We start from the raw sequence: 13,764 nt of genomic DNA on the forward strand, positions 1-13,764 counted from the left end.
TTACGGGGAGAGGGTTGGGGTGAGGGGCTGTCTCCGCGCATACGGTGATAGCTGCGCTTGCTGAGACTCCCCCTCACCCGGAACGCATCTAACGATGCGTTCCGACCTCTCCCCGCGCGCGGGGCGAGGTGGAGCAGAGTCTGCGGTTCGCTGCTTGCTAGTAGCGGCTGTCGGAGCTGATCACGAAGCGGTCGAAAAAATTGACCGGCAGGATCTCGAACCGCTCCAGCGTCAGCGTAATCCCGGTCACGAAGTCCACGCCCTTGATCGTGCCCTCAAGATCGATCCGCCGGCCGCGGCGCAGGCCGCGGGTTTCCGGATGTTGCTCGATGTCGATATAGGCATAGATCGGATTGTCGAGCCGCGAATGGCGATGCCAGCCGCGCTGCAGGAAGCTGAATTGCAGCACCGAGCCCGCGCCCCAATCGATCGCGTCGAAGAAGCGGGTCTTCCAGGCAACGGGCCGTCCCAGATAATGCGCGGCGACGAACGCGTCGCGCTCGAGTGCAGGCAGACGGTGCAGCTGCCAGCTGATCTCCGCCGGCGTCAGGGAGGCGTTATTCGCCATTGTTGTTCTTGTCGTTTCTTCTTGTAGCTCTTCTTGTCCTCGGCGGGAGGGCGAACCGGCCTTCCCGCCTTGAGGAAATTATACATCGACGAATGTGACAGTATCTTCCACGGTCGCGCGCGACGTGCGGTAGCTGTTCACCTTGTGCGCATGATCGGCATAGCCGAACGAGATACCGCAGACAACCCGGCGATCGTCGGCCAGGTTGAAATGACGGCGGATCAGCCCGGAATGGCGCGCGATCGCCGCCTGCGGGATGGTGCCGAGCCCGAGCGCCTGCGCCGCCAGCATGAAGTTCGAGACATAGCCGCCGCAGTCGATCGCACCATAGATGCCGAGCGGCTCATTGGTGTGGACCACGGCAATGTGCGGCGCGCCGAAGAAATTGTAGTTCTCCAGCGCCTGTTTTGCGTAGGCCGGCCTGTCGCCGCGCGCGATGCCGAGCGTGTTGTAGAGCTGGAAACCGCTTTCGCGGCGGCGCTCCAGATAGACGCCGACATATTCGCGCGGCGGCGTGAAGTCGTAGTCCTCGCCGAGGCCGCGCGAGGCCTCGGCATAGATCGCCTTGCGAAACCGCTCCTTGGCCTCGCCGGAGACGATCAGCACCTGCCAGGGCTGGCTGTTGCACCAGGATGCGGTGCGCTGCGCGGTCGACAGAATGTGCTCGATGACCTCGCGCGGCACCTCGCGCGGCTGGAACGCGCGCACCGAGTAGCGCTCGTTGAGCAGTTCCTCGAGCGCGCCGATACGGTCCTCGGTCGCGTAGCGCGGGTTCGGTGTCTTCGCGTCCATGATATATCCTCTTTTTTCGTCATTCCGGGGCACGCGAAGCGTGAACCCGGAATCTCGAGATTCCGGGTTCGATGCTTCGCATCGCCCCGGAATGACGACTAACCACCCCGCCCCTTGGTCGGGATCTTGTTGTAGGGCACATCCTTGTCGACGCGAATGTCGCCGGGCAGGCCCAGCACGCGCTCGGCGATGATGTTGCGCAGGATCTCGTCGGTGCCGCCGGCGATGCGCATCGAGGGCGACGACAGCAGCATCTGCTGGAACTGGCCGTTGGCCTGCTCCTCGTCGGTGCCGGTGAGGCTGCCCGCCGCGCCTTCCAGGTCCATCGCATAGGTCGCGATATCCTGCAGCATCAGGCCGGAGACGAGCTTGCCGATGGAGTTTTCCGGGCCCGGTCGCTCGCCCTTCGACAGCGCCGAGATGGCGCGGTAGCTGGTGTATTTCAGCCCGCTCGCCTTCACCGCCCAGCTCGCAAGCCTGGAGCGCACCGCCGGATCGTCGATCGCGAGACCGTCCTCCAGCATCAAATTGGAGCAGAACTCGAACATCTCGGGCACGCCGGTGGCGAGCCGCGCGCCGATCGACATGCGCTCGTTCATCAGCGTGGTCAGCGACACGCTCCAGCCCTCGCCGACCGCGCCGAGGCGCTGGCTGTCCGGGATCACGACGTCGGTGAAATAGACCTCGTTGAACTCCTGCATGCCGTTGGCCTGCTTGATCGGCCGCACCTCGACGCCGGGGCTCTTCATGTCGAGGAAGAACATGGTGAGGCCCTTGTGCTTCGGCACATTCGGATCGGTGCGCGCGATCAACAGGCCGTAGTCGGAGTAATGCGCGCCTGAGGTCCAGATCTTCTGGCCGTTGACGACCCAATTGTCGCCCTTCTTCTCGGCGCGGGTGCGCAGCCCCGCAACGTCGGAGCCGGCCGACGGCTCCGAGAACAGCTGGCACCAGATCTCCTCGCCGGAGGCGAGCTTCGGCAGATAGCGGCGTTTTGCGTCTTCGCTGCCCCACGCCATCACGGTCGGGCCGCACATGCCCTCGCCGATCTGGAACGGCTGGGTCAATTTGCCGTAGACGCCCTCTTCCTGCTGCCAGATCACGCGCTCGATCGGGGTGGCGCCGCGGCCGCCATATTCCTTCGGCCAGTGCAGGCAGGCCCAGCCGCCCTCTGCCTTCTTCTTCTGCCAGGCCTTGCCGACCTCGACCATGTCGTGCCTGGCGAGCCGGATGCGGCCGAGCGAAGACTTCGAGAGCTCCTCTTCGAACTCCTTCGGCGCGTTGGCCGCGATCCACTTGCGGGCGATGGCGCGGAACTCGGCTTCCTGCGGCGTGTCATCGAAATTCATGGCGGCTCCTTTTCTTTGTCATTCCGGGGCGCGCGCAGCGCGAACCTCAGATGCGCGGTTGCGCATCGGGGAATCTAGAAGTTATGTCGCTCGAGGTTCCGGGTTCGCCGCTTCGCGCCGCCCCGGAACGACGGTTAAGCTCTTCCCTTGGTCGGGATCTTGTTGAAGGGGACGTCCTTGTCGACCCTGATGTCGCCGGGCAGGCCCAGCACGCGTTCGGCGATGATGTTGCGCATGATCTCGTCGGTGCCGCCCTCGACGCGGGTGCCCGGCGCGCGCAGCAGCATCGCCTGGAATTTGCCGGCGACCTCGGCATCCTCGATCCCGTTCAGCGCGCCGGCCGCGCCCTGCAGATCGAGCGCGTAGGTCGCGACGTCCTGGATCATCGAGCCGGCGACCAGCTTGCCGATCGAATTCTCCGGTCCCGGACGCTCGCCCTTCGACAGCGCCGAGATTGCGCGCATGCTGGTGTATTTCAGCCCGCTCGCCTTCACGGCCCAGTTGGCGAGCTTGGAGCGCACCGCGCGGTTCTCGATCGCGGGGCCGTCCTCCAGCATCAGGCTGTTGCAGAAGTCGAACAGCTCGGGAAAGCCGGTGGCGACACCGGCGCCGATCGACATCCGCTCGTTCATCAGCGTGGTCAGCGACACGTTCCAGCCGTCATTGACATTGCCGAGCCGCTGCGAGTCCGGAATGCGCACGTCGGTGAAATAGACCTCGTTGAAGTCGGAGGCGCCGCTCGCCTGCTTGATCGGCCTGACCTCGACGCCCGGGCTCTTCATGTCCAGGAAGAACATGGTGAGGCCCTTGTGCTTGGGCACGGTCGGGTCGGTGCGGGTGAGCAAGATGCCGTAGTCGGAATAATGCGCGCCCGAGGTCCAGATCTTCTGGCCGTTGATCACCCACTCGTCGCCATGCTTCTCGGCGCGGGTGCGCAGGCCGGCGACGTCGGAGCCGCCGGCCGGCTCGGAGAACAGCTGGCACCAGATCTTCTCGCCGGAGGCAAGCGGCGGCAGATATTTGCGCTTCTGCTCCTCGCCGGCGAACGCCATCATGGTCGGGCCGCACATGCCGTGGCCGATGATGAACATCGAGCTGAGGCGGCCGAACGGGCCCTCCTCCTGCTGCCAGATCACGCGCTCGATCGGCGATGAGCCGCGGCCGCCATACTCCTTCGGCCAGTGCAGGCAGGCCCAGCCGGCATCGGCCTTCTTCTTCTGCCAGGCCTTCGCGACCTCGAGAATGTTGGCGCCCTTGAGCGCAACACGGCCGAGCGAGGCCTTGCGCAGCTCGTTTTCATGTTGCTTCGGTGCATTGGCCGCGATCCAGGCTTTCGCCTCGGCGCGGAATGCGGCCTCCTGCGGGGTGTCGTCGAAATTCATGGTGGCTTTCTTTCCGTCATTCCGGGGCGATGCGCAGCATCGAACCCGGAATCTCGATTTCCCAACCTCTGGATTCCGGGTTCGCGCTACGCGCGCCCCGGAATGACGAATCGTATCGTTACGCCGCGTTCTTCTTGCGCATGCGGTCGATCAGCGCGTCTTCCCAATAGGACAGGCTGCCGAGACCGAGCGCCACCGCATTGGCGCGGCGGTAGTACATGTGGCAGTCGAACTCCCAGGTGAAGCCCATGCCGCCATGCACCTGGATGTTGTTCTTGGCGCAATGCTGGAATGCCTGCGTCGCGCTGATGCGCGCGGCGGCGGCCGCTTCCGGCAATTCGCCGGCATTGGTCGAGAGCGCCCAGGCGCCGTAGTAGCAATTCGAGCGCGCCAAGGTCGCCGACACATACATATCGGCCAGCATGTGCTTGACCGCCTGGAACGAGCCGATCGGACGGCCAAAGGCAATACGATCAAGCGCATAATCGCGGCCCATCTCCAGCGCGCGGTCGGCGCCGCCGACCTGCTCGAACGCCGTCAACACGGCCGCGCGATCGAGCACCTGGGTGATCACGCTCCAGCCCTCGCCGGCCGCGCCGAGCGGCTCGGCCTTCGCATCCTTGAAGGTAAACTCGGCCTGGCCGCGGGTCAGGTCGATGTTGGTCAGCGACTTGATTTCGACGCCGCCGGCCTTGAGGTCGACGATGAACAAGGAAATATCGGACTCGCGTCCGCTCGAGCCGGTGCGCGCGGCGACCACGGCGAAATCGGCGATCGCACCATCAGGCACCGGCTTCTTGACGCCGTTGAGCACGCCGCCATTGGCCGTCACCTTGATCGCCTTCGGCGACGGGTTGCCCTTGCCCTCGAACAGCGCCAGCGTGCCGATGGCTTCGCCCGCGGCGATCTTCGGCAGCCACTTCTGCTTCTGCGCGTCACTGCCTGCGATCAGGATCGCTTCGGCGGCGAGATAGACGGTGGAGGAGAACGGCACCGGCGCCAGCGCGCGGCCCATTTCCTCCGCGATCACGCAGAGCTCGAGATGGCCGGCGCCCGCGCCACCGAACTGTTCCGGGATCGCGACGCCGAGGAAGCCCATCTCGGCGAGGCCCTTCCACAGCGCCTTGTCGTAAGGCGCCTTGCCGTCGAGCACCTCGCGCACGGCCTTCGGCGGGCACTGTTCGCTGAGGAACTTCCGCGCCTCGTCGCGCATCTGCTTCTGTTCGTCGGAAAAATCGAAATTCATGGCGCTTACCTTTTCTTGCTGTCATTCCGGGGCGATGCGCAGCATCGAACCCGGAATCTCGACGTAAGGAACCTCTGGATTCCGGGTTCACGCTTCGCGCGCCCCGGAATGACGCGTTTGCTTTCGTAGGATCAATTCAAGATGATCACGTCGTCGCCGGGCTTGCCGGCATACAGCTTCTCGACCAGTGCGGCGCGGCGTTCGAGGCCGGCGCGCTGGTTGATGTAGCCCTTGTCGGTGAGCTCGTTGCCGTCGATCGACGGCGGCTCGACCATCAGCATCGCACGCGCGATACGCATGCTGCTGCCGGTGGTGGACGCATTGTGCGCCTGCAAACCCTTCTTCAGGCAGGCAAGCACTTCGGGATGCCGGATCACGTCCTCGTAGCTGGCATCGGCATTGCCGACGAGCTGGCGGCAGGCGTGCAGGTTCGGCCAGCACAGCAGGCCGATGAACTCACGGTCCTGCCCCGCAACCAGCGCGTCATGCACGACCGGCGTCGCGGCTGATATCGCATCGGTGCGCAACGAGCCGACATGCACGAACGTGCCGGTGGTCAGCTTGAAATCTTCGACCACCCGGCCGGCAAAGATGATGCCTTGCAGCGGATCTTCGGGATCGACGAACACGCCGGCATCGCCGATGCAGTAGAAGCCTTCCTCGTCGAACATCTTGGCCGTGAGGTCCGCCTGGCCGAAATAGCCTGGCGTGACGTTGACGCCGCGCAGCCGCAATTCATATTTCGAGCCGCACGGCACCATCTTCAGCTCGACGCCGGGGAACGGCAGGCCGATCAGGCCGACGCGCTCGGTGTCCCAATAGGTGCCGGTCGAGGTCGGCGCGGTCTCGGTCGAGCCCCAGCCGGTGTAGAACACGATGCGCCCGCCCGTGGTCTTCACCGCCAGCGCCTGCATGCGGTCATAGAGATCGTCGGGCAGCCGCGCGCCGCCATAGGCCATGATCGAGAGGTTCTTGAAGAAGCTCGCGCACAGCGCCTCGTCCTTCTCCATCGCGGCGGCGAGCGCGGCATAGCCGGCCGGCACGTTGGCGTAATAGGTCGGCGACACCTCGCGCAGGTTCCTGATGGTCTCCTCGAGCTGGCACGGCATCGGCCGGCCGTCGTCGATATAGAGCGTGCCGCCGTCGACCAGCACCGGATTGAACGCGGCGTTGCCGCCCATGGTGTGATTCCACGGCATCCAGTCGAGCACCGTCGCGATCGGTCCCTCCGTTTCACGCGGGCGCACCTGCATCATCATCGCCGCGTTGGCACACATCATCTCCTGGGTGTTGATGACGGCCTTGGGCATGCCGGTCGAGCCCGAGGTGAACAGCAGCTTGCCGACGGTCTTGGGCGTGATCTTCGCGATGGACTCGCCGACCGCAGCCGTCACCGGCGTTGCCGCGAGGTCGGCAAAGGCCGCGCTCCTGATGCCCTCGCAGGGACGCAGGACGTGGACGACCGTGATGCCGGTGAGATCGATCGCTTTGAGCGCCTTCTCGAAAGTCGGGCCGTCCTGCACCATCACGACGGCCGGCTTGATCAGGTTGAACAGGTATTTGAGCTTGAGATGATCCTGGCTCATCAGCGAATAGGCCGGCGACACCGGCGCGGCCGGCAGCCGCGCCTGCATCGCGGCCTGCGTCATCAGCGCGTGCTCGATAGAATTGCCCGAGAGGATCGCGACGGGCCGGCCGTCGCCAACGCCAAGATCGAGCAGGCCTTGCGTCAGCGCATCGACGGTGCGCTTGGCTTCGCCATAGGAGACCTTGCGCCACTGCCGGTCGGGACCACCGCGTTGCGCGAGCCAGATCCGCTCCGGCGCCTGCGCCGCCCATTTGGCGAGATAAGCCGGAATATGCGTCTCGTAGGCCTGGAGCGGAATCCGCGACTTCAGGACGACGGTGCCGTCACCGCGCCGCTCGACCGCGATGTCACGTGCGAGCCAATCCACCTTGCGAAAGGCAGGTTTCGTCAGCATCGCCGCGTCTCCATCCATTTTGCGTCTCCCGGAATTCTTGTCCTTTAGAGGATCTGTTCTCAGCGCCTGATATAGACAGGCTTTCGTTTCTCGAGAAAGGCCCTGATTCCCTCCTGGAAATCTTCCGAGCGGCTGCACAGCACCTGATTGCGATCCTCCATCGCAATCACGGCCTCGATCGAGCCGGCATCGATGCTCATGTTGATGCATTCCTTCGAGAGGCGGAGACCGACCGGCGAGGCCGTCATCATCGCCTCGACATAAGGATTGGCCGCAGCATCAAGATCGGTGGCCTCGACCACCTCGGACACCAGGCCGACCGCAAGCGCGCGGTCGGCATGGATGAAGCGCCCGGTGAGGATCAATTCGGAAGCAACCGAGACGCCGACGAGGCGCGGCAGGAAATAGCTGGTGCCGATATCGCAGCCGCCGAGACCAAGCTTGATGAAGGCGCAGTTCATCCGCGCGTTCTTCGCGGCGATGCGGATGTCGGCGGCAAGCGCCAGCGCGAAGCCGCCGCCGGCGGCAGCGCCCTGCACCAGCGCGATGATCGGCTGCGGAGCGCGCCGCATCAGCATCACGATGTCGGCAATGCGGCGCTGCGAGTCCAGCGACTCTGTGACGCCGGGCGGCTCGGTCTGTCCACCACGGCGCGCCATCGCGTGCTTGAGATCGAGCCCGGCGCAGAAATTCGCACCGGCGCCCTTCAGCACCACGACGCGGGTGTCGCGATTGCGCTGCAGGCCTTGGAAATAGACGTTGAGCGCGTCGATCAGCGAAGGATCGAGCGCATTGAGGCTCTCGGGGCGATTGAGCGTGACCCAATCTGTTCCGTCGTGATGTTCGATCAGCAGCGGCTGAGACACGCGCATGGTCCTCCCGACCATCGTCCCGGCTAAGCGAAGCGCGAGCCGGGACCCCTAACCACAGGCTTTTGTTGTTTTGCGCGGCGTCTGCCAGCTTGCCTGTTACAGACGCCGCGGAATATGGGCCCCGGCTTTCGGCGGGACGACAGCGGGATTCGCCGTTAGCGCGGCGCCATGCGGATGGCGCCGTCGAGGCGGATGGTTTCGCCGTTGAGCATCGGGTTCTCGACGATGTGGACCGCGAGATTGCCGTATTCCGAGGCATCGCCGAGGCGGGCCGGATGCGGCACCTGGGCGCCGAGGCTCTTGCGCGCTTCCTCGTTCAGACCCATCAACAGCGGCGTCAGGAACAGGCCCGGCGCGATGGTGTTGACGCGGATCTTCAGGCTGGCGAGGTCGCGCGCGGCCGGCAGCGTGAGGCCGACGACGCCACCCTTCGAGGCGGAATAGGCGATCTGGCCGATCTGGCCTTCATAGGCCGCGACCGACGCGGTGTTGATCGCGACGCCGCGCTCCTCGCCGATCGGGGCTTCGGTCGCCAGCCGCTCGGCGAAAAGGCGCAGCACGTTGAAGGTGCCGATCAAATTGACGTTGATGATGCGGACGAACTTGGCCAGCGGATAGACGCCGTCCTTGCCGACGATGCGCTGCGAACCGCCGATGCCGGCGCAGTTCATCAGCACGCGCGCGATGCCGTGCGCGGCCTCGGCCTTGGCGATCGCCGCCTTGATCGCGTCCTCGTCGGTGACGTCGGCATGCAGGGCAACGCCCTTCACCTCGGCGGCGACCTTCTCGGCGTTTTCCTTGTTCTGGTCGATCACGCCGATCTTGGCGCCCTTGGCGGCCATGGCGCGCGCGGTTGCGGCACCAAGGCCGGAGCCACCGCCGGTGATGAGAACGGCAACGTCTTTCAACTGCATGGATACAACCTTTCCTTGGGCGTTTCTTCTCTAGACTTCGAACTTGTTATCCGGCGGCGACTGCTGCCGTTTCCTTATCGGGATTGAGCACGCCGCCGAAGATCAAGGCTTCCATGTGCTTGATGTAATCGCGGCAGACCTCGTCGGTGACCGGGCCGACGCCGACCGCGCGCGACATCGCGTGACGGCCGAAGAACAGATGATCGCAGGCGCCGATCAGGCTGGTGTAGAACAGCACCGGATCGATCTTGCGGAATTCACCGGCCTTGATCCCTTCTGCGAGCAGCCGGCGGTGAAAATCCAAAAGCGGCGCGACGAAGAATTTCGACACCTCGTTCGCAGCGGCAGGCGAGCTCTCGTGCAGGAGATAATGGATCAGCCGGTTCATATAGGGGAACTGGTGATAGGCGCGGATGATGCCGCCGATATGCAGCCGCAATTTCGCGGACGGCGTGATCGGCTGGCTGATGAGATATTCGAGTTGCGATATCTCGGTGGCGGCGTCGCGCGCCAGCAGCGCCAGCAACAACCCGTCCTTGTTGCCGAAATGATATTTCACCAGCGCGGCGTTGACGCCCGACTTCTGCGCGATGTCGGACAACGAGACCTCGATCGAGGCGCGCTCGATCATCAGCTCACTGGCCGCAACCAAAAGCTTGTCGGCGGTGGCATTTTTGCCGGCCGGAAGTTTCGTCGGTACGCTGGTATTCAACTGCGCTCTGGTCCCGCTCTAGGTCAGGGTTCGACGGTAAATCGAGGCCGCACATAAGCCCATGGCGGGGCCGCACTCAAGAGTTAATTGATTGATTGACTAAATGCTGAGCCACCCCTTAAATCCGGCCCAACTTTCAGACCGCCCAATCCGGAAACATCAGGGAGATCAGACATGGCCGAGGCATATATCGTCGCCGCCGCTCGCACCGCGGGCGGCCGCAAGGGAGGGCGTCTCGCCGGCTGGCATCCGGCCGATCTGGCCGCGACCGTGCTCGATGCGCTGGTCGAGCGCACCGGCGCCGACCCCGCGCTGGTCGAGGACGTGATCATGGGCTGCGTGATGCAGACCGGCGAGCAGTCCACCAACATCGCGCGCAACGCGGTGATGGCCTCGAAGCTGCCGGAGAGCGTGCCGGCGACCTCGATCGACCGCCAGTGCGGTTCCTCGCAGCAGGCGTTGCACTTCGCGGCGCAGGCCGTGATGTCTGGCACGATGGACTGCGTGATCGCCGCCGGCGTGGAATCGATGACCCGCGTGCCGATGGGCCTCGCCTCCTCGCTGCCCGCCAAGAACGGCTTCGGCCACTACAAGAGCCCGGGCATCGAGGCGAAGTATCCCAACATCGTGTTCAGCCAGTTCACCGGCGCGGAGATGATGGCCGAGAAGTACGGCCTGTCGAAGGATGAGCTCGACGAATACTCCTATAACAGCCATCAGCGCGCGATCGCGGCAACGCAGGCCGGCCACTTCAAGGACGAGATCGTGCCGGTCAAGATCACCCGCGCCGACGGCTCGACCGACACCCATCACATCGACGAAGGCATCCGCTTCGATGCCAGCCTCGACGGCATCAAGGGCGTCAAGCTGATCGCCGAGAACGGCAAGCTCACCGCGGCGAGCGCCAGCCAGATCTGCGACGGCGCCTCCGGCGTCATGGTCGTCAACGAGAAGGGCCTGAAGGCGCTTGGCGTCAAGCCGATGGCGCGCATCCATCACCTCACCATGATGGGCGGCGACCCTGTGATCATGCTGGAAGCGCCGTTGCCGGCGACCCAGCGCGCGCTGCAGAAGGCCGGCATGAAGATCGACGACATCGATCTCTTCGAGGTCAACGAGGCCTTCGCCTCGGTGCCGACCGCGTGGCTGAAGACCACCGGCGCCGATCCGGCCCGGCTCAACGTCAATGGCGGCGCGATCGCGCTCGGCCATCCGCTCGGCGGCAGCGGCACCAAGCTGATGACGACGCTGCTGCATGCCCTCAAGCAGCGCAACAAGCGCTACGGCCTGCAGACCATGTGCGAAGGCGGCGGCATGGCGAATGTGACGATTGTCGAGCGGCTGTAGGAGCGCCTGACCTTTAAGAAGCGTTTGAGAGGCCGCAAGAGCCTCCATACAAAAGGTGTCGTCCCGGCCTTGAGCCGGGACCCATAACCACAGGTCGATGTGGTTATGGCGAGCTGAGGCCCCAGCTCATTTCAATAAATAAGATCGGTGGTTATGGGTCCCTGCTCCCGTGCGCAATTGCGCACTAGGCAGGGACGACCACCTTGTTTGAGGAAACGTCTGTGACCCATCCGTCGATCCACGCGCGCACCCATCCGAACAAGATCGCCTACCAGATGGCGGCGTCCGGCAAGGCCATCACCTATCGCGAGCTCGACGAGCTTTCGAACCAGGGCGCGCATCTGTTCCGCTCGCTCGGCCTGAAGGCCGGTGACCACATCGCGCTGCTGATGGAAAACCGGCTCGCCTTCATGGAGATCTGCTGGGCCGCGCAGCGCTCGGGTCTCTATTACACGGCGATCAGCCGCTACCTGACGGAAGAAGAGATCGCCTACATCATCAAGGACTGCGGCGCGAAGGTGTTCATCACCACGCCGCAATGCGCCGACAAGGTGAAGGGCCTGATCAAGGGCGAGGCGGGCGAGCCGCTGTTCTACATGATGGACGAGCCCTCACCGGGCTTCCGCTCCTACGACAAGGAAGCCGGCGCGCAGCCGACCACGCCGGTTGCCGACGAGGTCGCCGGCTACGACATGCTGTATTCCTCCGGCACCACCGGCCGGCCAAAGGGCATCAAGAAGCAGTTCGAAGGCAACCGGATCGACGTGCCGAACCCGTTCCTGCGGATTCTCACCGCAGACATGTGCGGCATGAATGCGGACAGCATCTATTTGTCGCCGGCGCCCCTCTATCACGCCGCCCCGCTACGCTTCAACATGATGGCCACCGTGCTCGGCGGCACCTCCGTCATCATGGAGCATTTCGACGCCGAGGAATTTTTGAAGCAGGTCGAGAAGCACAAGGTGACGCAGTCGCAGCTGGTGCCGACCATGTTCGTGCGCATGCTGAAGCTGCCCGACGAAGTGCGCGCCCGCTACAAGGTCTCGTCGCTGAAAGGCGCGATCCACGCCGCGGCGCCCTGCCCGGTCGACGTCAAGGCCAAGATGATCGAATGGTGGGGACCGATCCTGATCGAGTATTACGCCGGCTCCGAAGGCAATGGCGTCACCGTCTCGACCTCGCAGCAATGGCTGAGCCACCGCGGCACGGTCGGCCGCGCCGTGGTCGGCAAGGTCAAGATCCTGGACGAGAACGACGAGGAGGCGCCGACCGGCCAGATCGGCCAGGTCTATTTCGCCGACGCGCCGGCGTTCTCCTATCACAACGATCCGGAGAAGACGAAGAAGGCCTACAACGCCAAGGGCTGGTCGACGCTCGGCGATGTCGGCTACCTCGACGAAGAGGGCTTCCTCTATCTCACCGACCGCAAGAGCTACATGATCATCTCCGGCGGCGTGAACATCTACCCGCAGGAGACCGAGGACGTCCTGATCACGCATCCGGCGGTGTCCGACGTCGCGGTGTTCGGGGTGCCGAACGAGGAGATGGGCGAAGAGGTCAAGGCCGTGGTGCAGCCGCACGACATCACCAGGGCCGGCAAGGAGCTCGAGGCCGAGCTGATCGCGTTCTGCCGGCAGCACTTGTCGCCGATCAAATGCCCCAAGAGCATCGACTTCGAGCAAGAGCTGCCGCGTACGCCGACCGGCAAACTGGTGAAGCGCCATCTGCGCGACCGCTATTGGCCGAAGGCGCCTGCCAGGGGGTGACCGCGGTTCGCCCCTCCCCGGAGGGGCCGCCGCCGCGCGCGGCCAAAATATCGAAAACAACCCCATGCAAAGGAGCTGGCGGCTGCCGGCATTCGACAAGGCAGCTTGACATGTCGGGCAACTCAGCTATATATTTCCAATATTCCGAAATAGTGCAAACGATCCGCCCCGCCCATCAGGGAGGATGAAGAGCGCATGCGGGACGCCGCTTGCGCCGAGCCCGCCGACCTACAACTCCTCCGCCGGCTCGCAGGCAGCCGATGCCACGGCACGCAAATGCAGCTGGCCGTGCTTGCCTGATGCCGTGGTGGTCCATTGCGCATCGATCTGCTGAAAATCTTCCGACAGCTTGCCGCGATGACTGCCGTCGGTTTCGAACGCCCCATTGCCATCGGGCGAGCGTTCGAAGATCTCGACCTCGAGATCGGACAGCCGGACGAACATCTGCACGCCGATCTTGGTCACGTGGCGACCGACCTCATATGAACCGCAGCCGCGCGCTTCCGCGTTCTGCTCGTTCAGGGCCTGCACTTTGTCGAAGGTAATGACGACGTTCTGCACCGCGTTGTCGCCGTCCCACAGGAATTCGCCGACATAGGCGCGCGGCAGTTTCTCGGTGAGCTGCTTGATGTCGGCGGCACGCACCGCCGACAACAGCACCAGACTTGCCGCCACGATCATCACGCCGAGACGCGACATCCAGCCGGGCAGCTCTGCAATCCTCGCGTGGCGCATGCGGTATGCATCCCCTGGGCAAAATTGCTATCGTTCAATAATGACCGTCAGCATACAGCCAAATGCGCTGGTTCTGCGGCGATGCCCAACAGGTGATCT

The 13,764-nt window shown here is 64.3% G+C and carries 12 protein-coding genes; 2 read left to right on the forward strand and 10 right to left on the reverse strand.

Features of this window, described 5'->3' with window-relative positions; all coding sequences use genetic code 11:
• Window positions 1-157 precede the first annotated feature (157 nt).
• From J6525_RS16265 to J6525_RS16305, 9 genes are all read right to left on the reverse strand, one after another.
• Window positions 158-568: a hypothetical protein gene (locus tag J6525_RS16265; protein ID WP_225645406.1), complete on the reverse strand. Its 411-nt coding sequence runs from the start codon at window positions 566-568 to the stop codon at window positions 158-160.
• A gap of 78 nt (window positions 569-646) precedes the next feature.
• The gene (locus J6525_RS16270; protein ID WP_225645407.1) at window positions 647-1,360 is read right to left on the reverse strand and encodes a nitroreductase; all 714 of its coding nucleotides are present in this window, start codon (window positions 1,358-1,360) and stop codon (window positions 647-649) included.
• A gap of 98 nt (window positions 1,361-1,458) precedes the next feature.
• The gene (locus J6525_RS16275; protein WP_225645408.1) at window positions 1,459-2,709 is read right to left on the reverse strand and encodes an acyl-CoA dehydrogenase; all 1,251 of its coding nucleotides are present in this window, start codon (window positions 2,707-2,709) and stop codon (window positions 1,459-1,461) included.
• Window positions 2,710-2,843: 134 nt separating this feature from the next.
• Entirely contained in the window at window positions 2,844-4,091 is a 1,248-nt protein-coding gene (locus J6525_RS16280) for an acyl-CoA dehydrogenase (protein WP_225645409.1), read from the reverse strand.
• Between the two features lie 118 nt (window positions 4,092-4,209).
• Window positions 4,210-5,337, reverse strand: coding sequence for an acyl-CoA dehydrogenase family protein (locus tag J6525_RS16285; protein ID WP_092085302.1), 1,128 nt, complete (start codon window positions 5,335-5,337; stop codon window positions 4,210-4,212).
• A gap of 131 nt (window positions 5,338-5,468) precedes the next feature.
• The gene (locus J6525_RS16290; RefSeq protein WP_225645410.1) at window positions 5,469-7,337 is read right to left on the reverse strand and encodes an AMP-binding protein; all 1,869 of its coding nucleotides are present in this window, start codon (window positions 7,335-7,337) and stop codon (window positions 5,469-5,471) included.
• 41 nt (window positions 7,338-7,378) lie between these two features.
• Complete coding sequence (locus J6525_RS16295) at window positions 7,379-8,185, reverse strand: enoyl-CoA hydratase/isomerase family protein (protein WP_092085451.1); 807 nt, start codon at window positions 8,183-8,185, stop codon at window positions 7,379-7,381.
• 161 nt (window positions 8,186-8,346) lie between these two features.
• Entirely contained in the window at window positions 8,347-9,105 is a 759-nt protein-coding gene (locus J6525_RS16300) for an SDR family NAD(P)-dependent oxidoreductase (RefSeq protein WP_016847447.1), read from the reverse strand.
• 46 nt (window positions 9,106-9,151) lie between these two features.
• Window positions 9,152-9,817, reverse strand: coding sequence for a TetR family transcriptional regulator (locus J6525_RS16305; RefSeq protein ID WP_057016282.1), 666 nt, complete (start codon window positions 9,815-9,817; stop codon window positions 9,152-9,154).
• Between the two features lie 174 nt (window positions 9,818-9,991).
• Between J6525_RS16305 and J6525_RS16310 the strand changes: the two genes are divergently transcribed.
• Both J6525_RS16310 and J6525_RS16315 read left to right on the forward strand, forming a co-directional pair.
• Window positions 9,992-11,164, forward strand: a complete 1,173-nt coding sequence (locus J6525_RS16310) for an acetyl-CoA C-acetyltransferase (RefSeq protein ID WP_092085296.1) — start codon at window positions 9,992-9,994, stop codon at window positions 11,162-11,164.
• 221 nt (window positions 11,165-11,385) lie between these two features.
• A complete protein-coding gene (locus J6525_RS16315) occupies window positions 11,386-12,930 on the forward strand; it encodes an acyl-CoA synthetase (protein ID WP_225645411.1) in 1,545 nt (514 codons plus the stop codon).
• Between the two features lie 228 nt (window positions 12,931-13,158).
• Here the strand turns inward: J6525_RS16315 and J6525_RS16320 are convergent, their stop codons facing one another.
• On the reverse strand, window positions 13,159-13,665 hold the full coding sequence (locus tag J6525_RS16320; RefSeq protein ID WP_225645412.1) for a hypothetical protein: 507 nt from the start codon (window positions 13,663-13,665) through the stop codon (window positions 13,159-13,161).
• Window positions 13,666-13,764: the final 99 nt, after the last annotated feature.

Origin of the sequence: Bradyrhizobium australafricanum (assembly GCF_020329495.1) — a bacterium.
Lineage (GTDB): Bacteria > Pseudomonadota > Alphaproteobacteria > Rhizobiales > Xanthobacteraceae > Bradyrhizobium > Bradyrhizobium australafricanum.